Here is a 26,400-nt window from a genome sequence, read left to right as displayed (position 1 = left end):
TAAATGAAGAAACTACTTACAGGCTTGAATGCCATGATTTTGTTGTTAGCAATTACCGCTAATGCTCAAAAACTTGAGGATCAAACCTTACTCACTATCGACGGTAATAAATACGACGCAGGAACTTTTATGCGTGTTTACCTCAAGAATCTTGACATCGTACAAGACGAGTCACAAAAGGATCTAGACAATTACATGGATCTGTATATCAATTACAGGCTCAAATTGCTGCAGGCTCAAGAAATGGGACTGGATAATGACGAGGAATATAAAGAAGAACTAGCTAGCTATAGATCTACTCTTGCCGAAGGTTATCTCACCGACAACGAGGTGACCGATGAGCTAATAAAGGAGGCCTATGAAAGAACGATAAATGAAGTCAACGCGAGCCATATTTTGATAAAGGTGGATAAGGACGCTGCGCCAGCTGATACTTTGAAGGCCTATAGCAAGATAAAATTGATTAAAAACAAGTTAGATAGAGGTGCAGACTTTGACGAGCTGGCACGCAACGAGAGTGAAGGTCCTAGCGCTGGTGTAGATGGTAAGATTGGCTGGTTTGGTGCATTTAGAATGGTGTATCCTTTTGAGAATGCAGCCTTTGACACACCAGTTGGTGAGGTTTCAGATATCTTTAGAACAGACTTTGGTTATCATGTACTCAAGGTAAATGATAAAAGACCAGCGCCAGGTGAGGTTGCAGTTGCACACATTATGACATACGATCGCAAACCAGCCGATAGCGCAGATGCTGAGGCTCGCATAAGAATGGTTTATGAGCAATTAGAGTCTGGCAAAGAATTTGGCGATATGGCCAAAGAATTCTCTGAAGATATCAATAGTTCGCGCAATGGTGGTCGCATAGGAAGATTTGGCACTGGCGGCTTGAATTCTCCAGAATTTGAGGAAGCAGCCTTTGCACTTGATACCTTAGGAACTTACACAAAACCAATAAAAACAGAATACGGCTGGCACATCATAAGATTACTGGAGAAACATCCTGTTGCGCCTTATGAAAAGATAGAAGAACCGTTGAGAAATAAAATAAAAAGCTCACCACGTTCTCGCAAGATTACCGAGTCTTTCACAAATAGCATTAAAGAGAAATATAATGTGACGATTCCTAAATACGAGAATTACTCAAAGGAGTTTCCACTAATAACGGATTCTATAATGACTAGTAGTTGGGAAATACCATTGGAGAAAACAAAACGTGCGCCGTTATTTACCATAGAAGGTAAGCCCTACTACCGCAGTGATTTTTGGGAATATGCCTATAAGCGTCATTTGAAAGATCCTCGCAAATTCAAGTCTTTAGAGGATAAGATAAAGATTTATTTTACAGAATTTAGTGACAGATCACTTGTGGATTACTATGAGGCAAATCTTGATCGTGATAACAAGGAATTTGCATTTATTCTAAATGAGTATAAAGAAGGACTGCTGTTGTTTGAATTGATGGAAGAGAAAGTCTGGGAAAAAGCTAAAACAGATTCTCTAGGTCAGAGAGAATTTTATGAGAATAACAAAGACAAATACAGCTATGGGAAACGACTAGACCTTATTCTTACCCAAAATACCAGTGAGGAAACCGCGCAGCAAGTACAAGAATTGCTAGAGCAAGGCAAAACAGTAGATGAGATAAAAGCTCAAATAAACAGTACTGGTAATACTAAAACCATGATTTCTACAGGTATCGTTGAGCAAAATTACTCACGATTGCCAGAGGATTTTGAAGTGAAAGAAGGTGTGTCTGATATCTATAAGAAAGACAATGCAGCATTTCATAAAGTAATCAAGGTAAATGAGATCCTAGATCCAACTCCTAAAAGTTTTGAGGAATCTCGTGGTGCTGTCATCAATGATTATCAGCAAGCGCTTGAAAAGGAATGGATGGAAAGCCTGCGCGATGGTCGAGAGATCAAAGTAAATGAACGAGTATTCAAAAAAACCAAGAAAGCCATTGCTAAAAAAGCTGCTTAAATATCTGTTTGCATTCATTGCCTGTTTGACCATTGTTTCTTGTGAGTTTTTTACAAATCAAGAACAACCAGATGCCGTTGCACAACTAGGTGATGCTTATCTCACACGTGCAGAGATATTATCTATTCTACCTGCAGATTATACTACAGCAGATAGTGTTCTTATCGTTCAAAAATACATTGACGACTGGACGACAGACCAGATGTTGCTGCGCAATGCACGCAAGAATATAACTCAGGATAAGCAAGATGACCTTCAATTACTGATCAAAAAATATCAAATGGAGCTTTACACACAGGCTTATTTGCAAGAGTTGGTAAAGGCAAATCTTGACACAACCTTTAGCAAATCGACTATTGAGCAATATTTTCAGGAGCGGAAAGAGGAATTTAAACTCAATGAAGAGTTAGTCAAATTTAGATACATATCGCTAGATGCATCTTACCCAGATGTAGAAGAAATTTACAAGCTCTTTAAACGTAATGACCTGAAAAGTGTCAAAGCACTAGATAGTTTATCATTAGGATACCGCAATTACTCACTCAATGACGATGTTTGGGTCAACCGCGGCACCGTTCTTGAACGCATAAGTCCTATAACTGCGGCTAATGCTGCAGACTATCTAAAACCAGGAAGTAACTGGAAGCTAGAGGATAGTCTTGGCGTATATTTGGTACATGTAAAGGATGTGCTCAAACGCGGTGAGCAAGCGCCTTTATCATACGTACAACCTACCATTAAGCAAATTTTGCGCAACCAGCGTAAACTTACATACATTAAAAATCTAGAAAAGGAATTATTAGATGATGCAATACAAAATAAACGACTTAAAGTCAATCCTTAAATTGACCAGCGTTTTTGTGGCCCTAGCATTTGCGAGTATAGGCTATGCGCAGCAAGTAAAACCTAGGACCGCTGGTAATCAATTTGATGTCAAAGTACAACAGCAATCAGATGAGCAAATCAAGCGCGATGTATTATCAGCGCTCAATGATACTGTCAAGCAACCTCGACGCGAGGTGAGATTTCGTATTGACGGTGTTTCTGGGGTCATCGGTGATTATGTTATTTTAGAATCTGATATTTCAAAGCAATTGCAGGCATGGAAAAGATCAGGGCAGCCAGGTGATTTGTCAGAGTGTGATTTAATGGAATCTTTGTTGATCGAAAAAATGTATGCGCACCATGCGATACAAGACAGTATCACGGTAGCAGATGCTGAGATTAACGGTTATACTGATCAACGCATACGTTACTTTCAAGATAAACTAGGTGGTGTGAGCGAGGAAACGGTAGCTCAATACTATCAAAAAGAAACAGTACAGCAGTTGCGCGATGAGCTCAATCAATTGGGTCGTGACGAATTATTGTCTAATCGCATGCAACAACGCCTTACGGAAGAAGTAGACATCACTCCAGAAGAGGTGCGTCAGTTTTTTTACAATATTCCAGAAGATGAACGACCACTCTTTAATACAGAGGTAGAAATGGCTCGTATTGTTGTCAACGCAGTCCCTACCGAAGAAGCAGTACAAGATGTTATCGATAAACTCAATCAATATAGAACTGATGTTTTAGAAAATGGTTCTGATTTTGCTGCAAAAGCAACCTTATTCTCTGAGGATATAGGGACTGAGCGTCAAGGTGGCGTATTGAGTTTAAAACGTAGCGATCCTTATGCTAAAGAGTTTAAGGATGCAACGTTTTCATTGACTGAGGTTGGGCAGATAAGCGAGCCTTTTGAAACGCAATTCGGTTGGCATATTGTTTACCTAGAGAAGATACGCGGATCAGTGAGAGACGTGCGTCATATATTATTATATCCATACATCAGTACCGCTCAAGAGGCTAAAGCGCGACGTAAGTTAGAGACCATGCGTGATAGCATTATTCTCAATCAAATATCATTTGCAGATGCTGCCAGAGCGATAAGTGATGAAAAGCGCACTGCCAAAAACGGTGGACAACTCGTTAATCCACAGACGGGTGAATATCGACTGGACTTGACACGAGCCGCTCCTGACCTTGTATCTACGGTCCAGTTTATGGAAGAAGGCGATGTGAGTGGTATCATCGAGAGTAGAGCGCCAGGTGGTCAAAATCTTGCAACTTTTACCATCGTCAATTTGATTAAAAAAATCAAGGATCATAAGGCTGATTACACAGGTGATTTTCTCAAGATCAAAGAATTAGCATTGCGAGATAAGCAAGTACGCAAGATTGCAGAATGGCGCGAGGAAAAACTCAAGGATACCTATGTCAAAATAGGAGATGAGTATAAGAAGTGCGACTTCCTGCAGCAGTGGACACAGTAAATTGCAATTAATCACCAACCTACCAGCATGTCAGACGTTACAGCCATTGATAACCTTGTTGTAAGACACAAGCAACTCAAACAGGAAATAGCCAAAATAATCATCGGTCAAGATCAAGTCGTTGATCAGATTCTTATTTCCATATTTTCAGGTGGTCACGCATTGCTCATTGGTGTTCCAGGACTTGCAAAAACACTGATGGTGAATACTATTTCTCAGGTATTAGGTCTTGACTTTAAGCGCATACAGTTTACTCCAGACTTGATGCCTAGTGATATTTTAGGTAGCGAGATACTAGATGAGAGCCGTAATTTTAAATTTATAAAAGGACCGGTTTTTTCAAATATCGTCCTTGCAGATGAGATCAATAGAACGCCGCCAAAAACTCAAGCTGCACTTCTAGAAGCTATGCAAGAACGATCAGTCACCGTTGCTGGACAGCAATACAAACTGGCAAATCCTTATTTTGTTCTTGCGACACAAAATCCTATTGAGCAAGAAGGAACCTACCCGTTGCCAGAAGCGCAGCTGGATCGATTCATGTTTGCCATCAATCTAGAATATCCTACTTATCAAGAAGAGATTGATGTAGTAAAATCCACCACAACGGATAAGAAAGTACAGGTTAATCCGCTTTTTAGTGCCCAGGAAATTGTTGACTTACAGCAGTTGGTACGTCGCATTCCCGTAGCTGATAATGTGATTGAGTATGCGGTAAAATTGGTAGGCAAAACCAGACCTAAGGCTGATACGACTCCAGATATTATCAAGGAATACATTGATTGGGGCGCCGGACCACGTGCGTCGCAAAACCTGATTTTGGCAGCCAAAACTCATGCAGCTATCCATGGAAAATACAGCCCGGATATTGAAGATGTAAAGGCTGTCGCCACTGGAATTCTGCGCCATCGCATCATCAAAAACTACAAAGCCGAGGCTGAAGGACACACTGAGGATAGCTTGATCGCTCAGATATTATAGTTCAGAATTTTCTCTGGATTTTTAATTATAGCAGTCTAGATGGTGATTATTACGCTTTCGCGAAAGCGTAATCTCAAATACTACTAAACATTAGATTGCCAATCTCATAATTTATTGGGAATAACACCTATGGATTCTTGAATTTATCGCAGTGATAATTGTTACTTTCCTAATTATCTGCAAGACTTTGGCAAGATTGCTCTTGATTTTCAAATAGGCTTATGATTTCGTAAATTCGCGCGTAGAAGAAACAACTAATAAAACATATATATGGCTTTTGATATTGACATGATCAAGAAAGTGTATGAGACCATGCCAGAGCGCGTGGACAAAGCTCGTGAGCTTCTTGGGAAACCACTCACACTTTCTGAAAAAATACTCTATTCACACCTTTGGGATGGTAAGGCACAAACGGCTTTTACTAGAGGTAAGGATTATGTTGATTTTGCGCCAGACCGTATTGCTTGCCAAGACGCAACCGCGCAAATGGCGTTGTTGCAGTTCATGCAGGCTGGTAAGGATAAAGTAGCAGTACCAACAACTGTACACTGTGATCACTTGATCCAGGCAAAGCAAGGTGCTGCCAAGGATCTTGCACGTGCAAACGATGTGAGTAATGAGGTGTTTGACTTTTTAGGGTCTGTATCAAATAAATACGGTATTGGATTCTGGAAGCCAGGTGCAGGAATTATTCACCAGGTAGTGCTTGAGAACTATGCATTCCCAGGTGGTATGATGATAGGTACTGACTCACACACGGTTAACGCTGGTGGTCTAGGAATGGTTGCTGTAGGTGTAGGTGGTGCAGATGCCGTTGACGTGATGGCTGGTATGCCATGGGAATTGAAGTTCCCTAAACTGATTGGTGTTAAACTAACAGGTAAAATAAACGGCTGGACAAGTGCCAAGGATGTGATCCTTAAAGTTGCTGGTATCTTGACTGTAAAAGGTGGTACTGGTGCGATTATAGAATACTTTGGTGATGGTGCAAAAAATCTTTCCTGTACAGGAAAAGGAACTATTTGTAACATGGGTGCAGAAGTTGGAGCAACGACTTCAACCTTTGGGTATGACGAGTCCATGTCTCGTTACCTAAGAGCTACCGATAGATCAGACATCGCTGATGAGGCAGATAAGATTGCAGAATACCTAACGGCAGATGATGAGGTGTACGCAAATCCAGAGCAATATTTTGATCAAGTGATTGAAATCAATCTTGATGAATTGGTACCACACTTAAATGGACCCTTTACTCCAGATCTGGCAACTCCAGTAGGTCAATTAGGTGAGAAAGCAAAGAAAAACGACTGGCCAATCAAGGTTGATTGGGGTCTAATCGGTTCATGTACCAACTCTAGTTATGAGGATCTAACTCGTGCAGCTTCTATTGCAGAGCAAGCCGTGAAGAAGAATATTAAGCCAAAATCAGATTTTGGAATCAATCCAGGATCAGAGCAAATACGATTCACTGCAGAGCGTGATGGGATTTTAAAGATCTTTGAAGATCTGGATGCAACTATTTTCACAAATGCCTGTGGACCATGTATAGGTCAATGGGATCGTAGTGATTTGAAAGGTGATGAGAAAAATACTATTGTACACTCGTTCAATAGAAACTTCTCAAAACGTGCCGATGGTAATCCTAACACACACGCGTTTGTAGGTTCACCAGAAATGGTAGCAGCAATTGCTATATCAGGTAAGTTGGACTTTAACCCAATGACTGATAAACTGATCAATGAAGATGGTGAAGAAGTTATGCTAGAAGAACCTAGTGGTATTGAATTGCCACCTAAAGGTTTTGAAGTAGAAGATGCAGGATTTGTAGCACCAGTTGAAGATGGATCACACGTTGAGGTAAAAGTTGCGGAAGATAGCGACCGCCTACAATTGTTGACTCCATTTGAGCCATGGGATGGCGGCAACTTGATGGGTGCCAAGCTATTGATCAAAGCATTTGGCAAATGTACGACTGACCATATCTCTATGGCTGGACCGTGGTTGAAGTATCGCGGACACCTAGATAATATCTCAAACAACTGTTTGATAGGTGCTGTCAATGCTTACAATAAGCAAACAAACCTTGTAAAGAGCCAGATTGATGGCGAGTACGATGCCGTGCCTAAAACACAGCGTGCTTACAAGGCCGCTGGTATTCCTACAGTAGTAGTAGGTGACCATAATTATGGTGAAGGTTCATCCAGAGAACACGCAGCTATGGAGCCTAGACATCTAGGGGTTTATGTGGTAATTGTTAAATCGTTCGCACGTATTCATGAGACCAACCTTAAAAAGCAAGGAATGCTTGGTGTGACTTTTGCAAACGAGGCAGACTATGATCTGATCCAAGAAGATGATACTTTCAACTTTGTGGATTTAGAGAACTTTGCTCCAGATACTCCGTTGACGGTAGAAATCGTGCACAAAGATGGATCAAAAGATACCATCAAGGTAAACCATACTTATAATGATGCACAGATCAAGTGGTATCGCAAGGGAAGCGCGCTTAATCTGATAAAAGAAGAGAACGCGGCTTAAGTAAGAGCTATCTTTTAATATTAAAAAGTCCATTATCAAATTGATAATGGACTTTTTTTATGAGTTAGCTAATTGATTGTAATTCTAGAGATTGATTCCAACTCCGATTTCGATACCAGCATTATTATGACCGTCATTATTTTCGGTTAGATCTGCATTGCTTACGTGTCTTAGTGTAAACCGTAGATCATATCGCCAGCGATCGTGTCGATAGGTGGTACCCAATCCTACAATGTCTGAAAACGAAAATCCTTCATCTTGGCGTTCAGTTCTCTCTGTCGCGATCATTGGACCAATGCTTATCTGCCCGTAAGCACTCCAGAGATCGCTGAATTCATACCTGTATATCAGCCCTATATTTAATGCATATTCTTCGTATTCAAGAGGTTGAAGAAATCGATCTCGCAACTCCATAAAATTTTCTGCATCTTGAGGTTTGATGTAGAAAAAATTGAGCATTCTATGTTTGACAAAATAAACAGATGGCTCAACCAGCACCTCTATCGACTGTTTTTTACGATTCCATACTTCCTTACCTAGCTGTACTTTAAGATACCTGCTTTCGTGAAAATAGTTGTCATTATTGTACGGGAATACATCTTGACGTGAAAAACCCGCGTTGAGTCCAGCATAGTCGATGAAGTATTCTTTCTCTTGGGCGCGAGCATTTATTCCTGCGAGTATTGAGAAAGCAATGGCTAGAAAGCAATAATGAAAGGCTTTTTTTGGATTCTGCTTTCGCGAAAGCGGAATAGCTTCTAACATTCTACACGTAAAATTTTCCATTCTAGTATCCAACTGCTGCGCCATCTGGACTTGAAGAATCACTCACGCCGGTGCGTATTCCTGTTTGTTGATCAATACTAATTCCCATGAGCCTACCCAACACATTGCGTGGTGTCATAGTATGTCCCATTTCTTCCAGATTTTTGACTACATCTGGCGATAGCTTGTGACGCTCATAATATGTTACATCGGGTAACCATTGATGGTGGATTTTCATGGACTCGATCGCATCATGTAAATCCATTTCATAAAGAGTTGCGTTAAGTACTGTCTGGTAAACCGTGTTGATGATGGTACGACCACCAGGACTACCTATGATTAAGAATGGCTTATTGTCTTTGGAAACGATCACAGGCGTCATGCTAGACAACATTCTCTTGCCAGGTGCAATGATGTTAGGATCAGATCCTACTTGTCCACTAGTAGTTGTCACACCAGGCTGCGGATTAAAATCACCCATCTCATTATTGAATATAAAACCTAATTCATTGCTTCCCATTCCAGACCCGTAGCTCTGTTCCAGCGTGTAGGTCACCGATACCGCATTACCATCACTATCAATAACTGAATAATGAGTGGTATTCTCACCATCATATGGATGACCGTAAGTTGATGGATCGCTAACTGAGGCTTTATCCATATCAATATTTTTAAATCTCATCACAGCATGAGATTTTGAGGTCAATCGATCCAGCGGCATGTCCTCGTTAAAATCTGGATCGCCTAAAAATTGAGCGCGATCTGCAAAGCCTCGTCGCATGCTTTCAATTAGTAAGTGTGTGTAGGCTGTTGAATTAAAAGGTATTTCCTCAACATCTGCCTGTTCCATTAAATTGAGCATGGCTACAAGTGTCACACCACCAGAACTAGGCGGTGGCATACTGTAGATGTCGTATCCATTAAAAGTACCGTGGATAGGTTTTCTCTCGATAGCCTCATACTGGTTGAGATCTTTCTCGGTGATGATGCCACCTTCTCGTTGAACGTAGTTGGCAATTTGTTCGGCAATTTCACCTTTGTAAAATCCATTGTGGCCTCGAGTCGCAATAATATCCAATGTATTAGCAAGTGCTAGTTGTTTCCAATTTTCATTGAATTCTAGCACCTTTCCGTTTTCTGTAAATAGCTGCTTGAGAAATGCTGGTGCATCATCCCACTGATCAATTCCGCGAGCGTCACGCGATAGGGCATAGGTCAGCGGTATTCCTTGACGTGCTAGTTCAATCGCTGGTTGCACAAGTTTTTTCCAGGGTAATTTACCATATTTCTTATGAGCGAGCGCCATTCCAGCAACGGTTCCGGGAACGCCTATTGCTAGAGCGCTGTTATGGTTAAGACCTTTAATTACTTCACCATCTGGTCCTAGAAACATGGTAGGCGTTGCCGCAAGAGGTGCCTTTTCTCTAAAATCAATAGTGGTCACGTCTCCAGCTTTAGGGCGATATACCATAAAACCGCCGCCACCTATATTACCGGCTGCTGGATGTACTACGGCTAGTGCAAAGGCCGTTGCAATGCTAGCGTCAATAGCATTACCGCCTTGCTTCATTATTTCAACGCCTACTTTACTGGCGATCTCATTATCAGAGACGACCATACCATGCTGCGCATAATTCTGCGCCGTATGTAATTGCGGACTAATTAAAACGGCTAACAGCCAAATAAGATGCAAACTATATTTCATAGCGTGGAAGATAGCCATTAACTTGCATATTCATCAAGTCACAGGATTGCTTGATACTTACTTACTATGAGCAAACAAATCACCACCGTATCTATTTTTAAAAGAGATTCTTTATCAGGAAAATCTTGGCAATTTATCGCGGTTGCTGAAGCTTGGGTAAGATTGCGCAAAGTTGCTGGCCAACAGTTTTTCAAAGTCATGGGAAAAGGTTTGGACGGTTTCAATCCTACACCAGACTGGAGTACTTATATGCATGTACAAGTATGGGAAAATGAAAAAGTAGCTCAAGAATACTTTGACAGCAGTAAGTTTCATAATAGGCTCAAAGAAAAAGCGGATGATTACCAGCTTATCTTCATGCGCAATGTGAAAGCTAGAGGTCAATGGGCTAGAAAGAATCCCTTTGAGGAAAGTACAGAGCTTGATGACGGCAATCCACTGGTTTTTGTATTGACGAGAGCTCGTATTAAATTGACATTTTTGAAAAGATTCTGGGATTATGTGCCACAATCCCAACGTGATATTGTTGAGAACGAGCATGTATTATTTAAAGCTGGAGTAGGTGAATGGCCGGTAACACATATGGCCACCATGAGTTTATGGGATAGCGCTGATGCTATCAATAAATTTGCCTATCGCAACAAGGCTCATAAAAATGCCATAAGACAAACCAACGCTCTACAGTGGTATGCCGAGGAATTGTTCAGCAGGTTTCAACCTTATGCAAGTACAGGCACCATGGATCAATTAAATATTGAATCTCATTTAAAGAAACTGGTAACCGCGGATCTTACAAAAGGATAAGATGTCATGGGCAGCATGATCTGTAATTCTTGTTGAAACGTGGTTTCTTCATCTAGAAAAGCAAAAATGCGCTGGATATCGTTTTTACTGTAAAGTGTTGTGAAGACCTTATCGCCACGACCGTTATCCTGATGCAACACGTCTAACATAATTTGATCATACCATCGATATTTGGCTTCCTGCATATTGTGGCCTAGATCCTTACCGGTAATATAATTATCTACTAACTGCGCGGCGCGTTTCTCACTCATTTTAAAACTGTAACCAGTACTTGCCTTTACCCAGCCGCCAGCGGTTCCTATTTTGTGAACTACCTGAGTATTATGCGCAGTAAAATCATAGGTCGTCATAGGAATGACACCTTGCTCGATTCTTACTATTTCAAATTCATCCAGCTTATATTCTTTTTTGAGGTATTCCCGCATTTTACTTTCATAAACCGCGTCGTCTACTAGCTCTCCAGAGAAATAGGTGTATTCAATTAATGCTTCATTTTTTTCAAAAGGTAGCAGATACATAAAACTAGTGGTGCCAGGATCTTGATATCTATAGTCCATCATTACAAAATGATCTGGATCAAATAGATCTTTCTCAGTCCTGATATGCCAGCCTAGAAAGTGTTGTTTGAGTGTAATGGCATTAGTGTTGTTATAGAACTTTTGTGATACGCGACTATCAAGTACTAGATCTGCCTGGTAAGTGCAAGATTCTGTGAATATCCTTGCGGTATGCCCTTGACGAACGTCGGTCACTTTTTCGGCAACGTGTGTGATGTTAGAGTGGTGTTGGAATTTTGCTTTCGCGAAAGCTATAAAATCAACACTTTTAATCATCTTATAATGATACGGATCGAGATCTAGGTCAATGGATTTGTTGTGCGATATAAATGAACCTTGATTCCATTGCTGTGAGATGAGGTGATCCCACTTACCAGTACCTTTTTCCCAATAACTCCATGTTTTCTCAAGACTATCAGCACTGTAATCGTCGAGAATGAGAATGCTTTTGTCCATGAATTGTTCGTGCTCCAGCATCGCCAGCAGCACATGGCTACCGGCGCAACCCATACCAACTATGGCTATATCGTACTTATGATGATCCATAGTGTGGCTGCAAAAATGAGTTGAACAATGTAAATGTGTGTTGAGATGACAAGGTCGCCTTTTACGCGACTTTTTGCCAGAATCCAATGTAATAATGCGGCTACAACAAACCAGCATACGTAGTTAAAAATACCTGCGCCACCAGCAAAAACCCAGAACCCAGCATACTCACATATTTGTTCCAGGAAAAAATCGATGATTACCATCAAGCTTGATCCAGCTAGAATACGTGTCCAGATATTTAACGTGAGCTTTGTGGCAATGACATGAGTGGTAAAAGCTAGTATTGCCCAATTGACTCCTATCAATAATGGGATACCATCTATCTTGATCCCAAAATTCTCTAGATAATAATAGTTACCAAATAATGCTCCCGTATGTACGCCTATCCATTCAACTAACAGCCCAACAACGGCAAAAGCACCGAACAATGCTACCTTTTTACCTGTATCTATCGGGAAATAAAGGACGACCATGAGTAGCAAGTACAACATAGTAAAAGGCGATTTAGGCAAGAAAAAAGATTCATAACCCAGCGCTATTCCTATCAACGCGGCTACATGAATTACCCATAAAAAGATGATAAGGCCTAATTTCATTGGGCATCTGGTATTAAATCTGCCGCAATGCGGGCACTTAAAATACTGAGTGGTATGCCACCACCTGGATGCACCGATCCACCTACATGATATAGGTTTTTAATGTTTGAGTTGAAATTGGGATGTCTCAAGAACGCTGCAAATTTATTATTGCTGGCAGCGCCGTATAGTGCGCCACGATAACTGCTGGTATTTTCTTCAATGCCTTGCGGTGTTAGAATATATTCTGTCTCGATGAGCGGCTCAATATCCACATTGAGCGTACGATTGATCTTGGCAATAATATTTTTTCTCGCTTGTTTCACCAGCGCCTCCCAATCTTGACCGTAATCGCCAGGCGAATTGATCATCACAAACCAGTTTTCTTTACCATCTGGTGCATCGCCAGGTGTTAATTTACTAGTGATATTGATGTAAACTGTCGGATCATCAAATAGCGTTTTTTCCTTGAAAATAGCATTAAATTCAGCAGGGTAGTCTTCACTAAACAATATGTTGTGCAAGTCCAGTTGCTTATGTTTGCTATTGATACCCCAATAGAAAATGAGCGCGCTACTGGAGCGTTCTTGGTCCAGTGTTTTTTGAGGTTTCTTGGCTTTAAGCAACAGCTTTTCATAAGTAGGAAAAACGTCCATGTTGCAAACGACCAGATCTGCCTTGTATTGACTTTTATCTGTAGTGACACCAGCTATTTTATTGTTAGACTGATCGATAGAGGTTACGCTTTCGCGAAAGCGGAACTCCACACCAACCTTGACTGCAAGCTCATATAATGATTGTGAGATGCGATGCATGCCGCCTTGCGGATAGTAAGTACCCAAACCCAGTTCTAGATAGGGAATCATGCTCATGATGCCTGGTGTCTGATAGGGCGATGAGCCATTGTAGGTAGCATATCTATTGAATAGCTGCTGCAATTTAGGCGAGTCAAATGTACTGTTATCCTTATCTAGCGTATTGCTGATGCCTAGTTTTGAAATATTGAGAATTGCTTTGAGCGTGTCCTTGCTTAAGTAGGTTTGCCAGCGGTGCAATGATTTTTCTAAAAACAGCTTGCTGGTGAGTTCGTATTTTTTCTTGCTGCGCTCGAGATAGGATGTAAGATTTCTAGTAGGCTCGTCAAACGTTTGACTCGCTTCTTTTACAAATCCATCAATGGTCGATGGTGCTTTAAAACAAGTGCCATCTTCCCAGAAATAATGACAGGCCGTAGGATGTGAATCATAATCAAAGTCTACAGATTCTTCAAATAGATCATGTAACTCATCAACTAGATGCGGCAATGTAAACAGCGATGGGCCCAAATCAAATCTATATCCATCTTGTTCAATGGCATGCAATTTACCACCAGCGTAGTTGTTTTTCTCAATGACCGTAGTTTGATAGCCTTTATGCTGGAGGCGCAATGCAGCTGCAAGACCACCGATTCCAGCACCTATGACGATGGCAACTGCCATTTATTTAAAGTATTTGAGTGGTACGACCAGCATACCAAAGTTTTCACCTTTTTCCTTACCTAAGTGTTTATGGTGAATCTTATGGGCACGACGCACACCTTTAGCATACGTATTATTTGCCTTGCGCAACCATTTGAATCGCTGATGAATAAAGATATCGTGTACTATAAAATACGCCACGCCATAAGCGAAAATCCCGGCACTGATGGGCAATGCCCACCATAAGTCTAATTGGCTATGAGAAACTTTGGCAATGATACTTATAGAGGCAAAAAACACAAAAAACCAGTCGTTTTTCTCAAACCAACTGTCGTGTGTTTTATGATGATGGTCTTCATGTAGATTCCATAAAAAACCGTGCATGATATATTTATGGATGAACCATGCTAGAAATTCCATTATTCCAAAGGTGACCAGGAATATTAAAATCCAATAAAATGTATGCATTCTTAAATAAGGTTGAGTCTGTAACTTACATAGCCTTTAGCAAGTAGCCCGATCTTCTCATAGTTGGGAACTCTTATACGAGTATTGCGTATTTCCTTTGATGGAGTACGCTCTAATCTCGTGAGTAACCTGCGATAGTAGACATAGGCTGTGTAAACACCCAGCTTTGCTTCTACAGGTAGTCGTTGAATACCTCGCAACCCTGCATCAAAGTCTTCTTTTATTTCTTCAATGAGTCTTGCCTTATCAGCTTCTTTTAAATCGTGCAGATCTGTATTAGGAAAATAGCTGCGTTCAAGATCATCAAGGTCAGCTCTTAAATCACGCAAGAAGTTAACTTTTTGAAAGGCACTTCCTAATCTCATGGCATCGTCCTTAAGATCGTTGTATTGATCTAAATTACCTTTCACAAATACCTTTAAGGACATAAGACCTACAACATCCGCGCTGCCGTAGATGTAGTTTTTATATTCTTCTTCAGTCAAATAAATGGACTTATCAAGATCCAATCTCATGCTATGGATAAAAGCTCCATACATATCTGGAGTGATATCGTACTTATTGACAGTTTCTTGAAAGGAATTGAGAATAGGATTTAGACTGATTTTCTCTTCGATAGCATTTTTGAGATCCTTTTCAAATCTATCAAGCAGCGTGCGTTTATCGTAGTCATGAAATGTATCTACGATCTCATCAGCAAATCTAACAAAGCCGTAAATGTTATGGATATCCTGTCTAATTGATGGCCCCAACATTTTACTGGCTAGAGAGAATGAGGTACTGTAGTTATTAGTTACTGCTTTACTACACTGTCTTGATACCTCGTCAAAAATACTTTTCATTGACTTGAATGTTTGTTGATCAGTTGTGCCGCTAGTTTACCAGATATCAATGATGGCGGTACGCCTGGCCCTGGAACTGTCAGCTGACCTGTAAAGTAAAGGTTTTTTACTTTGCGACTTCTTAAATTAGGCCTAAGAAATGCAGTTTGCAGTAAGGTATTGGCCATTCCATAGGCATTTCCCTTGTAGCTATTGTAAGCTTCTTTAAAGTCATTGACGCAAAATGATTCCTTGAAAAGTATATTGTCTTTTACTTTTTGACCAGTCAAATCTTCAAATCGGGTAATAATCTTTTGAAAGTATTCTTCTCGTAATTCAGGCGTATCTTCTAGATCTGGAGCCAGTGGAATCAAGAAGAAACCATTCTCACAACCATCTGGTGCGGTTTGTGGATCAGTTATCGAGGTGAAGTTTGCATAAAACAATGGATCCTCTGGCCATTTGGGATCTTCATAGATCTCATTAGCATGCTTGGTAAAATCTGTGTCAAAAAAGAGATTGTGATGATCTACATTTTTCAATTTCTTGTCAAAGCCTACATAGAAGATCAATGAGCTAGGAGCAAAGGTTTTTTTATCCCAATACTTCTCTGAATACTGCCTGTGTTTCTCCTCTAATAAAGTTTCCGAGTGATGATAATCTGCTCCAGAAAGTACGATGTCAAATAAATGTTTTTCATCATCGATCATTATGCCGTTGGCAGTTCCTTTTTTGTCAACTAGAATTTTGGTGACGGCAGCATCAGTTCTTATGGTAGCGCCTTGCTCCATCGCTAGCTTTTTCATAGCTAGAATCACCTCGTACATACCACCTTTAGGATGCCATGTGCCTAGACCAAAGTCTGCATAGTTCATGAAGTTGTAAAAGCTTGGAGTGTTTGACGGAGTTGCGCCTAGAAACAATACTGGAAACTCTAATATGGAAATCAGTCGTGGATCTTTGAACTTTTTACGCACATCTCGCGACACATTACTAACAAAAGCACCAAGCTTGGTAACCGTTTGTTTAGTTACTAATTCTAAGGGCGATTCTCCTGGACGATATACAAGATTCTTGATAGCGATGTCATAATTCTCGCTTGCTTCATCTATGAATTCCTGCAAATGTTTGCTACTGCCTTTCTCGTACTGTTCAAAAGTCTCCTTGATACTTTCCAGATCTGCACCTATCTTGATGCGATCCTTTTCAAAATAAACAGAGTAGGCTGGATCTAGCTTATCCAGCTGATAATAGTCTGAAGGTTTCTTCCCAAAGTCTGCAAAGAAACGTTCAAAAATATCAGGCATCCAGTACCATGACGGTCCTATGTCAAATGTAAAACCGTCTTTTTCTAGTCTGCGTGCGCGACCGCCTACGGTAGGATTTTTTTCAAATACAGATACTTGGTGTCCTGCTTGTGAGAGATAGGAAGCGGCTGCCAGTGATGAAAAACCAGATCCTATAATGGCTATTTTATGCCCCATGATGTATTTTACTATGATATGTGATCAATCAATTCGCTTATACTGTCGAATCTTTTTTGATTATCATTCAAAATATCAGCATCAATTTTTTCTGAAAGATGACCTAATAACCAAAGTTCAATATCGGTATCACAGGCGACCTTTTTGTTAAATCTATCTAGAAATGTAGGGATCTTTTTAATTTCTGGATTTACCGTCAAGTACGTGATATAAATAGGTTTGTCATGCCTCTTTTGGAAGTAGCTTAGATTGTCCAGAGTCATGCTCGCTCCCAAGTAGATGGTGTTGTGTCCTCTAGAAAGTAGTTCATAGTTGAGAAACAACAATCCTAAGTCATGCATTTCATTCTCAGGCAAGAATAAAACGTAGAGTTGGCTACCTTCTTCAGCACGTGAATATTGAACTTCTTCTAGATTAGCGAGTAGCTTTTGTTTGATGAGGTGACTTATATAGTGCTCATGAGCAATGTTGATGGTTTTTGATTGCCATAAAAATCCCAATTCAATAAGAAATGGAATAAACAATTCCTTAAACACACCGGAAAATCCTTTTTGTTGAAATAGCTTTTTATAAGTTTCTTGAAACAGCGCGTTGTCAAAATTCACCATCGCCATTTTGACCTGCTGGATGGAAAAATTCAGTCTATTATCATTTTGCGCTAATCTGCGAACTTCTTTTTCAATTTCTTCACCACTTAAGGCTGCGATCGCACTTATCTTAATTCCAGAGTTCTTAAGGTAACTTACATTTAAGATTTTTTGGAGTGCCTCAACATCATAGTTGCGTATGTTGGTGTCTGTTCGGTTAGGCTCGAGAAGATTATATCGCTTTTCCCAGATGCGTATAGTATGAGCCTTAATACCGCTCAGGTTTTCTAGGTCCTTTATACTAAACGTGTTCTTAATCACTGATTTTTGTTTAACGATATGTCTACAAAGTTAAACACTGATCTCATGAGATATTCGATCCTACACTGTTAAAACCTTGACATTACTAGTTTTAATTTCAACGAAACTCTTGAATCCTATTGAATTAGCGGGTTAAGAAAATTTTAAAGAATTGAAGAAAAATCATATAAACTTTATATTTCCAGTGATTCCTACAAAAACTGAACAAAAATATTGAATATTGAGGACAAGACACTCATTCAAAAGGCTACAAATAAGATATAGAAAAACCCTTGCGATGTTAAGATCACAAGGGTTGTTTAGAGTACCCAGGATGGGACTTGAACCCACACGTATAAATACACACGGCCCTCAACCGTGCCTGTCTACCAATTTCAGCACCTGGGTAAAAAAAAGCCCTTATAAAAATAAGGGCTTCTAGGCCTTACGGCTTCTGTGACTTGGCTGGGGTTCGAACCCAGGACCCTCACATTAAAAGTGTGATGCTCTACCAGCTGAGCTACCAAGTCGTCATTGTTTAAATGCGGGTGCAAATATAAAACCTATCTTTTATACAGCCGTATTTTTTTTAATATAAATTCGTCTAAATATTTATCTACTTATTATGATCGCAAATGAGCCTAAACAAATCATACTATTGGGTTACATGGGTTCTGGTAAATCTACTGTAGGTAAGGAACTTGCGGTATTATTAGAAAGAGAATTCATTGACCTGGATGATTATCTGGAAGAGAGAGAAAAGGCAAGTATCTCTCAAGTTATTCAAGAAAAGGGTGCTATTTATTTCAGGAAAAGGGAGCACGATTGCCTAAAAGAGGTTCTAGAAGGTGATGAAAAAATAGTTTTAGCCTTAGGCGGCGGCACACCATGTTACTATAATAATATGAAGCTGATTAGCCAATCGAACGAGGCAATTAGTTTTTATTTGAGAGCCGCAGTACCTTTTTTGACAAATCGCTTGTTTGATGAGCGAGCGCATCGACCATTGATCTCGAGATTTGAACAACAAGATGATCTCGCCGAGTTTATTGGAAAGCATCTGCTAGAACGATCAGGATTTTACAATGAGGCGACCCACAATCTTAGCATTGAAAATAAAACGGTTAATCAGATAGTAGCCGAAATTGAGGATTTACTGTAGACTCACACTATAATTATCTTTTTTAAGATCTACCTGCACGTGTTCTTGTAACGTAGTACTCAAAGAGATTCCTTTAAAATCTGCCTTTACAGGATATTTTTTATGATTTCTATTTACGAGCACGGCGGTTTTGAATTTGGTCAGCGGTACATCTAGAAAATGTCTGACAGCATATACCAGCGTTGTTCCTGAGTTGAGAACATCATCACATAATACTACACCCTTATTTTCGTATTGAGCTGCAGTAATGCTGGTACTTATAGCAGCACGTGGATTCTTTTTATCTACATGAACTTCACACAATAATGTCTCAAACATGTTGATGCGATCCAGCTCAGCTTTCAACAATCTAGCGAAACTATGCCCGCCATCCATGATGCCTGCTAATACAATAGCATCGTGATCCATGTAGACCTCTGCAATTTGGTAGGCAATACGACGTATTTTGTTGGTCACTTGCTGGTTGTCAAGAATAATCATAGGCTTGTGGTTAAGATACAGTCAGTTGATTCTTTAATTGTTTATGCGTGTTTCAGCTTTCGCGAAAGCGTAACTCTTCATCCATCATTCTTCTTCATGAGGAGCATCAAGTACGTCATCGAGTTCCCTGCGATCCTTTTTAGTAGGACGACCTTCACCCTTGCGGCGGTAGTAGTCCTGATTGAGTTCTACCATTTTGCGAGCCTCAAAATTTTCTCGTGGTGTGCGATCTACCCTATAAAGGTCTACCAATTTGTTACCTACCCGATTGGGTGGTAAGTCGAGCACCTCGACCGTGTAGTCTATTTGATCCTTGCGCATCACAATCATATCGCCAGGATATACATCTCGCGCAGGTTTTACGACATCACCATTCACACGCAGGCGACCTTTTTTGGCAGCTGCAGTGGCCTTACTTCTTGTCTTGAAGTATCGTACAGACCATAAATATTTATCGATGCGCATATGACAAGGTATAAAATCACGTTATCTCTACAAAAATAGCCGAAAATACTATCTTTGACGCTCTTAAAAACTCCTATGAAAAGTTTAAAATATTTAGTGATTGTGGCCATTGCAATCGCAGCTGTTATTTCCTGTAGTCCAGATGATGATGATCCTGGAATCGTGATAAGAGATGCTCGTGAAGTGTTTGAGGAAGACTTAGACTCGCTGACTAAATTCTTGAGTACACATACATGGAATAGCGATGAGTTGGATGATATAGATGATGGCGATGATTTTGAAATTGAATTTAGCTTAATTGAAGATGGTGATGACAGTACGCCATTAATTGATCAGGTTGAGACGCGCACACTCACACGTGACGATATCGATTATACCTATTATATATTAAAGGCTCGAGAAGGAGATGGTGAGAATAGTGCCACTTTTGCCGATAGTGCGCTAGTCAGTTATAGTGGTAAATTACTGGACTTGACTCAATTTGATAACTCAATCAACTCTTTGTGGTTTGATTTGCCGTCAACGATTGATGGATTTGCAGTGGCACTTGAAGAATTCAAGGAGGCTGATTCTAGCGAGCCTCAAGATGATGGTACAATAAACTTCAATGGGTCTGGAATTGGTGCAGTATTTATGCCATCTGGTATTGCTTACTTTAATGGAACACCAACTGGAATTCCAGCATATTCTCCTATTATATTCACCTTTAAGGTAAGACGAGTAAAAACTACTGATCATGATGGCGATGGCATTTTCTCAAAGTTTGAAGATCTTAACGATGACCGCGATGTAAGAACAGGAGATATCGATAATACCGATGAGGATTTTATCCTGAACAATCAGGGTAGAAGAATAGGTCAACGATTCAATTATCTCGATGAAGATGATGATAACGATGGTATCCCAACTCGTGATGAGAATCCAGACCCTAATGGCGATGGTAATCCAGAGGACGCACAGGATAGCGATAATGATGGTATTCCAGATTATCTAGATGATGCGACAGACGTTACCACCTCTTAACCAAATTATTTAAGGCATAAAAAGACCCTTTGATTTATAAATCAAAGGGTCTTTTATTTAGGTCAATTGCTAGCTTATTTTCTAGCGATCACTTTTTCTGCTTGTTTAGCAATATTGGCTGCATTAAGCCCGTATTTCTCTAGCAGTTGCGCTGGCGTTCCACTCTCGCCAAAGGTATCCTGAGTAGCGACAAACTCCTGTGGTGCTGGATGATGCTGGGCAAGTGTACGAGCAACACTTTCACCTAATCCGCCTAAATAGTTATGTTCTTCAGCAGTGACGATGCAGCCTGTTTTCTTGACTGACTTGATGATCGCTTCTTCATCGAGCGGTTTGATGGTGTGAATGTTGATCACATCGGCACTGATGCCTTTTTCGTTCAATTCCTTAGCAGCTTCTAGTGCTTCCCAAACTAAATGTCCTGTCGCAACAATAGTTACATCGCTACCTTCTTGTAAATGAACGGCTTTGCCTATATGAAATTCACCATCTTCAGGAGTGAAGTTAGCAACCTTGGGACGGCCAAATCTCAAATATACTGGTCCGTGATGATCTGCAATGGCTAGTGTAGCGGCCTTGGTTTGATTATAATCACATGTGTTGATGACGGTCATACCAGGCAGCATTTTCATAAGGCCAATGTCCTCAAGAATCTGGTGTGTTGCTCCATCTTCTCCTAGAGTCAATCCAGAATGCGAAGCACAAATTTTCACATTCTTGTCTGAGTAAGCAATGCTTTGTCTTATCTGGTCATAAACGCGACCTGTAGAGAAATTAGCAAAAGTTCCCGTAAATGGAATTTTACCGCCGATAGTAAGTCCTGCTGCGATTCCCATCATGTTAGCCTCAGCAATTCCTACTTGAAAAAAACGTTCTGGGTAGCGGTCTGCAAACTCATTCATCTTGAGCGATCCCGTAAGATCGGCACACAATGCAACCACATTTTTATTGGTATCGCCCAGTTGGGTCAACCCAGCGCCAAAACCTGATCTCGTGTCCTTATTTCCTGTATTTGTATATGTTTTCATATGTCTATCTGCGATGGCAGTAGTTTTAATATTAGTAGTCGCCTAGCGTTTCAGGATTCTGTTTCAGTGCTTCTGCAAGTTGCTCATCATTAGGAGCTACACCATGCCATTTGTGAGAACCCATCATAAAGTCCACACCATGGCCCATGCTTGTATGAAGCAGGATGCATACAGGTTTTTGCTTTCGCGAAAGCGAGATCGCCTCTTCAATACCAGAAATCACACTGGCTATATCGTTCCCGTTTGCCACTATAACAACTTCCCAGCCGAAGGCCACAAACTTATTTTCAAGATCTCCTAGTGCCAGAACGCTCTCTGTACTACCGTCAATTTGTTGACCGTTAACATCGATGGTCGCGATAAGGTTATCAACCTTGTTAGCGCTGGCATACATGATTGCTTCCCAATTCTGGCCTTCCTGCAACTCTCCATCACCGTGCAATGTAAAAATCGTGCGCTTGTCATTGTTGAGTTTTTTAGCCTCGGCAGCACCTATGGCAACACTCATTCCTTGACCTAGTGAACCACTGGCAATACGCACGCCTGGTAGTCCTTCATGAGTCGTTGGGTGACCTTGTAGTCTGGAATCCAGCTTACGGAAGGTGTTCAATTCCTCAACGGGAAAATATCCAGCACGAGCTAAAACGCTATAAAATACTGGTGAGATGTGGCCATTAGAAAGGAAGAACAGATCTTCTCCTTTACCGTCCATGTCAAAACTAGGATCGTGTTGCATGATCTCGTTATAGAGAACCACTAGAAATTCCGCACAGCCTAGTGAGCCACCTGGATGACCACTGTTTACTGCATGTACTTGACGCACAATGTCGCGTCGCACCTGCGTGGTAAGGTCTTTTAATTGCTGTATATCAGCCATTGTTGAGTTTTTAAGTTGTGTGGGTAAAGTTAAAAAGTTGCCTAAAGATAAGGTACGGACAGCTGCAAGGGTTATCAACGATTTGGTGTCATTTGTAAACAACGTTTAAAATCTAAACTGAAACTGAAATCGAAATGGAAGATTTACACATTTATTGAGCTCAAGTCAAAAGTCAATCATTCATCTAAATACTGAATACTGAATACTGAATACTGAATACTGAAAACAAAATACTGAACACTAAACACGGGAAACTGAAAACTGAACACTAAATACTGCTTAATACTTTGTACTTCTTATCCTCAACCAACTCCTTATCTTTGCCGCACATGAAATTTGACCTATTAAAAACAGATGCTGCTACTCAAGCTCGTGCAGGCGTGGTTCATACAGATCACGGTGCGATTGAGACGCCTATATTTATGCCTGTAGGTACGCTAGGTACTGTAAAAGGCGTGCATCAACGTGAGTTGAAAGAAGAAGTGAATCCTGATATTATTCTCGCAAATACCTATCATTTGTATTTGCGACCTGGCACTGATATTCTTGAAAAAGCAGGTGGATTGCACCAATTTATGAATTGGGATCGACCTATTTTAACAGACTCAGGTGGTTACCAAGTATATTCCTTGAGTGCCAATAGAAAGATCAAGGAAGAAGGCGTCAAGTTTAAATCTCACATCGACGGTAGTTATCACTTTTTCACGCCAGAGCGTGCTATGGATATACAGCGCAGTATAGGTGCAGATATCATTATGGCCTTTGATGAGTGTACACCTTATCCATGTGAATATAATTATGCGAGACGCAGTATGCACATGACGCATCGATGGTTAAAGAGGTGTATTGAGCATTTCAATAATACTCCTGATCGATATGGTTTCAAGCAAACCTTATTTCCTATTATCCAGGGAAGCACCTATAAAGACCTGAGAGTGCAAAGTGCAGAGTTTGTTGCAAATTGCGATCTACCTGCAAATGCAATCGGTGGTTTATCAGTTGGTGAACCAGCCGAAGAAATGTATGCCATGACTGAGGTTGTAACCGCAGTCTTACCTAATGAGAAACCTAGATATCTTATGGGTGTAGGCACACCAATCAATTTATTAGAGAATGTTGCGTTAGGTGTAGATATGTTTGATTGTGTAATGCCTACAAGAAATGGCCGTAATGGGATGATTTTCACAGCAAACGGTAGTATTAACATTAAAAATAAAAAGTGGGAAGCAGATTTCAGTCCGCTTGATGATGCAGGATATGCTTGGGTAGATACTGAGTATTCAAAGTCGTACGTGCGTCACTTATTTACCGTCAATGAAATGTTGGGTCGTCAAATATGCACGATACACAATCTGGCGTTTTATTTATGGTTGATGCGTGAAGCAAGAAAACACATTCTCGCAGGAGATTTTGCTACATGGAAAGAAAAAATGGTCAAACAAATGGACAATAGATTATAGTGTTAAGTATTCTTGATCGCTACATATTAAAGAGATACCTGGGTAGTTTTGCGCTGTTGTTGCTATTATTTTTACCAATAATGGTAACAGTACACATTGCCGAAAAGATAGGTAAGATCATTGCTAAGGATGCGCCATTAGGCGAGACACTTATTTATTTGGGTGATTTTACCATGTACTTCACCAATTTCCTATTCCCGATATTCCTGTTTATATCGACCATGTTTTTTACCTCAAAACTGGCTAATAATACCGAGGTAATTGCCTTTTTAAGTTCGGGAGTATCATTCAACCGATTTTTGAGACCTTATATAATAGGAGCAACGCTAGTTTGTGTCACTGCATTATTATTGAGTGCTGTGTTTGTCCCTAAAGCTGCAGAAGGTTTTAATGAGTTCCAATACAAATACTTTAAGCGTAATAGTGAGATTCAATCCACTAATGTTTTTAGGCAAATCAATGACAACGAGTACGTCTACGTGAGTAATTACCAGCCATCACGTAAGCTAGGTTATGACTTTACACTAGAGCATTTTGAAGACAATGTTCTTAAGCATAAGATCTATGCGTCTCGCATCACTTTCAAGGATAGTACCTATACGTTGAGCCAATATAAAAAAAGAGTGATCCTTGACAACAGCGAGATCATTACAAAAAAATCCAGATTTGACACATTATTTGATTTTGAGATAGGAGAACTCACGCCAGTATCCTATGCTGCAGAAGTCAAGTCATTTACAGAACTCAACGATTTTATAGAGCAGGAAGAACGTCGTGGTAATGCCAACATGAATATATACTATGTAGAAAAATACAAGCGCATAACCATACCCATAAGTGCGTTCATTTTTACCATCATTGCGGTAGCGGTTTCCTCCATTAAAAAGCGTGGTGGCATGGGCGTGAACCTAGCGATAGGTATCGTTATCGCCATGACCTACATGTTTATGGATAAGGTTTTTGGTACCATTGCAGAGAAAAGTACTTTCTCACCACTCATTGCCGTGTGGACGCCTAACATATTTTTTGCCATCGTTGCTATATTCCTTTTACGCAATGCGCGACGCTAGGCTACTCAATTACATACATCTACATTTCATTGTCTTTATCTGGGGTTTTACCGCGGTGTTGGGCGCTCTCATTAGCATAGAAAGTATACCACTCGTCTGGTGGCGCATGAGTCTGGCAGTACCATTGATTTTTATCTATATGAAAGTGATGGGAATACCCTTACAGCTTACAGGCGCTAATGCGCTCCCTAGAAAACGTATCATTGGATTTATTCTGGCAGGTATCGTGATTGCCTTACATTGGGTTACGTTTTTTGGAGCTATTAAAGCAAGCAATGTGTCTGTAACCTTAGCAATGTGTAGTACCGGCGCATTTTTTACAGCCTTGCTGGAACCACTTTTTACTTCTAAAAAGTTTGTAGGCTATGAACTCATCTTTGGTTTGATCATCATCGGTGCGCTCTACTACATTTTTCAGGTAGAGACGCAGTATGTTATGGGCATGATACTAGGTTTGAGCGCGGCATTGCTTAGTGCCATATTTTCAATCATGAATGTCAAGTGGGCAAAGGTTCATCCACCATCGACTATCAGTTTTTATGAGTTGGCAAGCGGTGTGCTGTTCTTGTCGTTATATTTTGTCATAGTTCCTACAGATTTTGTCATGCCTAGCCAGCTTACTCAAATGGATTGGTTGTGGATTGGGATTCTTGCCTCTGCTTGTACGGCATATGCATTCATCGCCAGCGTCAAGGTTATGAAATATTTGAGCGCCTACACGGTCATGCTCACCATCAATCTAGAGCCTATTTATGGGATTGTTCTGGCGTTTCTAGTTTTTGGTACTGCAGAGCAGATGACGCCGCAATTTTACGTCGGTGCAGCTATTATTCTTGCAGTCATAATTCTTAATGGTATCGTCAAGACTCGATTGGGTAAGAAACGTGGTGCCGCCACACAAATACAACCTTAGCAGGCAACGATGTAGCATGCTTGCAACTGCCGT

General features: G+C 40.5%; 24 protein-coding genes and 2 tRNA genes. 11 read left to right on the top strand and 15 right to left on the bottom strand.

Translation table 11 applies throughout. The features are described from left to right. The first annotated feature begins 3 nt into the window (after nt 1–3). The 5 genes from EJ995_RS11940 (at nt 4) to EJ995_RS11920 (ending at nt 7,817) form a co-directional block, all read left to right on the top strand. Nucleotides 4–1,983 (top strand): peptidylprolyl isomerase, encoded by a 1,980-nt coding sequence (locus EJ995_RS11940; protein WP_241234646.1) that lies wholly within the window; start codon nt 4–6, stop codon nt 1,981–1,983. Next, nucleotides 1,964–2,827, top strand: a complete 864-nt coding sequence (locus tag EJ995_RS11935; RefSeq protein WP_241234645.1) for a peptidylprolyl isomerase — start codon at nt 1,964–1,966, stop codon at nt 2,825–2,827. The genes EJ995_RS11940 and EJ995_RS11935 overlap by 20 nt, the downstream gene beginning before the upstream one ends. Further along, nucleotides 2,787–4,298 (top strand): peptidylprolyl isomerase, encoded by a 1,512-nt coding sequence (locus EJ995_RS11930; protein WP_206482248.1) that lies wholly within the window; start codon nt 2,787–2,789, stop codon nt 4,296–4,298. The genes EJ995_RS11935 and EJ995_RS11930 overlap by 41 nt, the downstream gene beginning before the upstream one ends. Nucleotides 4,299–4,325: 27 nt before the next feature. Beyond that, nucleotides 4,326–5,279 (top strand): AAA family ATPase, encoded by a 954-nt coding sequence (locus tag EJ995_RS11925; RefSeq protein WP_126448615.1) that lies wholly within the window; start codon nt 4,326–4,328, stop codon nt 5,277–5,279. Nucleotides 5,280–5,549: 270 nt separating this feature from the next. Continuing rightward, nucleotides 5,550–7,817: an aconitate hydratase gene (locus EJ995_RS11920; protein WP_126448614.1), complete on the top strand. Its 2,268-nt coding sequence runs from the start codon at nt 5,550–5,552 to the stop codon at nt 7,815–7,817. 84 nt (nt 7,818–7,901) lie between these two features. Here the strand turns inward: EJ995_RS11920 and EJ995_RS11915 are convergent, their stop codons facing one another. Continuing rightward, nucleotides 7,902–8,582 carry an acyloxyacyl hydrolase gene (locus EJ995_RS11915; protein ID WP_164549916.1) on the bottom strand — a complete coding sequence of 227 codons (681 nt, stop codon included), beginning with the start codon at nt 8,580–8,582 and terminating at the stop codon, nt 7,902–7,904. A 22-nt stretch (nt 8,583–8,604) separates the two neighbouring features. Next, nucleotides 8,605–10,287: a gamma-glutamyltransferase gene (ggt, locus tag EJ995_RS11910; protein WP_126448612.1), complete on the bottom strand. Its 1,683-nt coding sequence runs from the start codon at nt 10,285–10,287 to the stop codon at nt 8,605–8,607. 66 nt (nt 10,288–10,353) lie between these two features. Between ggt and EJ995_RS11905 the strand changes: the two genes are divergently transcribed. Then, nucleotides 10,354–11,091, top strand: a complete 738-nt coding sequence (locus tag EJ995_RS11905) for a DUF3291 domain-containing protein (protein WP_206482247.1) — start codon at nt 10,354–10,356, stop codon at nt 11,089–11,091. Here EJ995_RS11905 and EJ995_RS11900 read toward each other — a convergent pair. From EJ995_RS11900 to EJ995_RS11860, 9 genes are all read right to left on the bottom strand, one after another. Next, a complete protein-coding gene (locus tag EJ995_RS11900; RefSeq protein WP_126448611.1) occupies nt 11,049–12,194 on the bottom strand; it encodes a lycopene cyclase family protein in 1,146 nt (381 codons plus the stop codon). The two genes, EJ995_RS11905 and EJ995_RS11900, sit on opposite strands and share 43 nt — an antisense overlap. After that, nucleotides 12,170–12,793: a carotenoid biosynthesis protein gene (locus EJ995_RS11895; protein WP_126448610.1), complete on the bottom strand. Its 624-nt coding sequence runs from the start codon at nt 12,791–12,793 to the stop codon at nt 12,170–12,172. Before EJ995_RS11895 ends, EJ995_RS11900 begins: the two co-directional genes overlap by 25 nt. Then, nucleotides 12,790–14,250, bottom strand: a complete 1,461-nt coding sequence (crtD, locus tag EJ995_RS11890; protein WP_126448609.1) for a 1-hydroxycarotenoid 3,4-desaturase CrtD — start codon at nt 14,248–14,250, stop codon at nt 12,790–12,792. The genes EJ995_RS11895 and crtD overlap by 4 nt, the downstream gene beginning before the upstream one ends. Beyond that, entirely contained in the window at nt 14,251–14,697 is a 447-nt protein-coding gene (locus EJ995_RS11885; RefSeq protein WP_126448608.1) for a sterol desaturase family protein, read from the bottom strand. It abuts the gene before it with no gap. Nucleotides 14,698–14,699: 2 nt separating this feature from the next. Then, nucleotides 14,700–15,539: a phytoene/squalene synthase family protein gene (locus EJ995_RS11880; protein WP_126448607.1), complete on the bottom strand. Its 840-nt coding sequence runs from the start codon at nt 15,537–15,539 to the stop codon at nt 14,700–14,702. Then, nucleotides 15,536–17,002 (bottom strand): phytoene desaturase family protein, encoded by a 1,467-nt coding sequence (locus tag EJ995_RS11875; RefSeq protein WP_126448606.1) that lies wholly within the window; start codon nt 17,000–17,002, stop codon nt 15,536–15,538. The genes EJ995_RS11880 and EJ995_RS11875 overlap by 4 nt, the downstream gene beginning before the upstream one ends. 11 nt (nt 17,003–17,013) lie before the next feature. After that, nucleotides 17,014–17,910 carry a MerR family transcriptional regulator gene (locus tag EJ995_RS11870; protein WP_126448605.1) on the bottom strand — a complete coding sequence of 299 codons (897 nt, stop codon included), beginning with the start codon at nt 17,908–17,910 and terminating at the stop codon, nt 17,014–17,016. Between the two features lie 305 nt (nt 17,911–18,215). Beyond that, nucleotides 18,216–18,297 (bottom strand) — tRNA-Leu (locus EJ995_RS11865). Between the two features lie 49 nt (nt 18,298–18,346). Continuing rightward, a tRNA-Lys gene (locus EJ995_RS11860) sits at nt 18,347–18,419 on the bottom strand. A gap of 95 nt (nt 18,420–18,514) precedes the next feature. On the opposite strand from EJ995_RS11860, the gene EJ995_RS11855 reads away from it, so the two are divergent. Then, nucleotides 18,515–19,051, top strand: coding sequence for a shikimate kinase (locus EJ995_RS11855; RefSeq protein WP_126448604.1), 537 nt, complete (start codon nt 18,515–18,517; stop codon nt 19,049–19,051). Here the strand turns inward: EJ995_RS11855 and EJ995_RS11850 are convergent. Beyond that, nucleotides 19,043–19,531, bottom strand: a complete 489-nt coding sequence (locus tag EJ995_RS11850; RefSeq protein WP_126448603.1) for a phosphoribosyltransferase family protein — start codon at nt 19,529–19,531, stop codon at nt 19,043–19,045. The genes EJ995_RS11855 and EJ995_RS11850 overlap by 9 nt on opposite strands. 84 nt (nt 19,532–19,615) lie before the next feature. Then, nucleotides 19,616–19,996, bottom strand: coding sequence for an RNA-binding S4 domain-containing protein (locus tag EJ995_RS11845; RefSeq protein ID WP_126448602.1), 381 nt, complete (start codon nt 19,994–19,996; stop codon nt 19,616–19,618). A 75-nt stretch (nt 19,997–20,071) separates the two neighbouring features. Between EJ995_RS11845 and EJ995_RS11840 the strand changes: the two genes are divergently transcribed. Next, nucleotides 20,072–21,019: an FKBP-type peptidyl-prolyl cis-trans isomerase gene (locus EJ995_RS11840; protein WP_126448601.1), complete on the top strand. Its 948-nt coding sequence runs from the start codon at nt 20,072–20,074 to the stop codon at nt 21,017–21,019. A gap of 74 nt (nt 21,020–21,093) precedes the next feature. Here the strand turns inward: EJ995_RS11840 and EJ995_RS11835 are convergent, their stop codons facing one another. Both EJ995_RS11835 and EJ995_RS11830 read right to left on the bottom strand, forming a co-directional pair. Beyond that, the gene (locus EJ995_RS11835; protein WP_126448600.1) at nt 21,094–22,047 is read right to left on the bottom strand and encodes a transketolase family protein; all 954 of its coding nucleotides are present in this window, start codon (nt 22,045–22,047) and stop codon (nt 21,094–21,096) included. 31 nt (nt 22,048–22,078) lie between these two features. Next, nucleotides 22,079–22,924 (bottom strand): transketolase, encoded by an 846-nt coding sequence (locus EJ995_RS11830; RefSeq protein WP_126448599.1) that lies wholly within the window; start codon nt 22,922–22,924, stop codon nt 22,079–22,081. A 329-nt stretch (nt 22,925–23,253) separates the two neighbouring features. Between EJ995_RS11830 and tgt the strand changes: the two genes are divergently transcribed. Genes tgt through EJ995_RS11815 form a run of 3 tightly spaced genes read left to right on the top strand, consistent with a single transcriptional unit; the run spans nt 23,254 to nt 26,367 of the window. Further along, entirely contained in the window at nt 23,254–24,384 is a 1,131-nt protein-coding gene (tgt, locus tag EJ995_RS11825) for a tRNA guanosine(34) transglycosylase Tgt (protein WP_126448598.1), read from the top strand. Further along, complete coding sequence (locus tag EJ995_RS11820; protein ID WP_126448597.1) at nt 24,384–25,454, top strand: LptF/LptG family permease; 1,071 nt, start codon at nt 24,384–24,386, stop codon at nt 25,452–25,454. The genes tgt and EJ995_RS11820 overlap by 1 nt, the downstream gene beginning before the upstream one ends. Further along, entirely contained in the window at nt 25,441–26,367 is a 927-nt protein-coding gene (locus tag EJ995_RS11815; RefSeq protein WP_126448596.1) for a DMT family transporter, read from the top strand. The genes EJ995_RS11820 and EJ995_RS11815 overlap by 14 nt, the downstream gene beginning before the upstream one ends. The last annotated feature ends 33 nt before the right edge of the window (nt 26,368–26,400 follow it).

This window comes from Nonlabens ponticola (genome assembly GCF_003966335.1).
GTDB classification, from domain to species: domain Bacteria; phylum Bacteroidota; class Bacteroidia; order Flavobacteriales; family Flavobacteriaceae; genus Nonlabens; species Nonlabens ponticola.
Note: the sequence above shows the minus strand (reverse complement) of the source record. Positions and strands in the feature narration are given on the sequence as shown.

Bases quoted from the DNA above. Each gene is read 5' to 3' on its own strand.
- EJ995_RS11850 (WP_126448603.1), bottom strand. From the start codon at position 19,531: ATGATTATTCTTGACAACCAGCAAGTGACCAACAAAATACGTCGTATT.
- EJ995_RS11930 (WP_206482248.1), top strand. From the start codon at position 2,787: ATGATGCAATACAAAATAAACGACTTAAAGTCAATCCTTAAATTGACC.
- EJ995_RS11875 (WP_126448606.1), bottom strand. From the start codon at position 17,002: ATGGGGCATAAAATAGCCATTATAGGATCTGGTTTTTCATCACTGGCA.
- EJ995_RS11940 (WP_241234646.1), top strand. From the start codon at position 4: ATGAAGAAACTACTTACAGGCTTGAATGCCATGATTTTGTTGTTAGCA.
- EJ995_RS11845 (WP_126448602.1), bottom strand. From the start codon at position 19,996: ATGCGCATCGATAAATATTTATGGTCTGTACGATACTTCAAGACAAGA.
- EJ995_RS11815 (WP_126448596.1), top strand. From the start codon at position 25,441: ATGCGCGACGCTAGGCTACTCAATTACATACATCTACATTTCATTGTC.
- EJ995_RS11895 (WP_126448610.1), bottom strand. From the start codon at position 12,793: ATGAAATTAGGCCTTATCATCTTTTTATGGGTAATTCATGTAGCCGCG.
- EJ995_RS11835 (WP_126448600.1), bottom strand. From the start codon at position 22,047: ATGAAAACATATACAAATACAGGAAATAAGGACACGAGATCAGGTTTT.
- tgt (WP_126448598.1), top strand. From the start codon at position 23,254: ATGAAATTTGACCTATTAAAAACAGATGCTGCTACTCAAGCTCGTGCA.
- EJ995_RS11885 (WP_126448608.1), bottom strand. From the start codon at position 14,697: ATGCATACATTTTATTGGATTTTAATATTCCTGGTCACCTTTGGAATA.
- EJ995_RS11925 (WP_126448615.1), top strand. From the start codon at position 4,326: ATGTCAGACGTTACAGCCATTGATAACCTTGTTGTAAGACACAAGCAA.
- ggt (WP_126448612.1), bottom strand. From the start codon at position 10,287: ATGAAATATAGTTTGCATCTTATTTGGCTGTTAGCCGTTTTAATTAGT.
- EJ995_RS11855 (WP_126448604.1), top strand. From the start codon at position 18,515: ATGATCGCAAATGAGCCTAAACAAATCATACTATTGGGTTACATGGGT.
- EJ995_RS11905 (WP_206482247.1), top strand. From the start codon at position 10,354: ATGAGCAAACAAATCACCACCGTATCTATTTTTAAAAGAGATTCTTTA.
- EJ995_RS11840 (WP_126448601.1), top strand. From the start codon at position 20,072: ATGAAAAGTTTAAAATATTTAGTGATTGTGGCCATTGCAATCGCAGCT.
- EJ995_RS11830 (WP_126448599.1), bottom strand. From the start codon at position 22,924: ATGGCTGATATACAGCAATTAAAAGACCTTACCACGCAGGTGCGACGC.
- crtD (WP_126448609.1), bottom strand. From the start codon at position 14,250: ATGGCAGTTGCCATCGTCATAGGTGCTGGAATCGGTGGTCTTGCAGCT.
- EJ995_RS11915 (WP_164549916.1), bottom strand. From the start codon at position 8,582: ATGTTAGAAGCTATTCCGCTTTCGCGAAAGCAGAATCCAAAAAAAGCC.
- EJ995_RS11900 (WP_126448611.1), bottom strand. From the start codon at position 12,194: ATGGATCATCATAAGTACGATATAGCCATAGTTGGTATGGGTTGCGCC.
- EJ995_RS11920 (WP_126448614.1), top strand. From the start codon at position 5,550: ATGGCTTTTGATATTGACATGATCAAGAAAGTGTATGAGACCATGCCA.
- EJ995_RS11880 (WP_126448607.1), bottom strand. From the start codon at position 15,539: ATGAAAAGTATTTTTGACGAGGTATCAAGACAGTGTAGTAAAGCAGTA.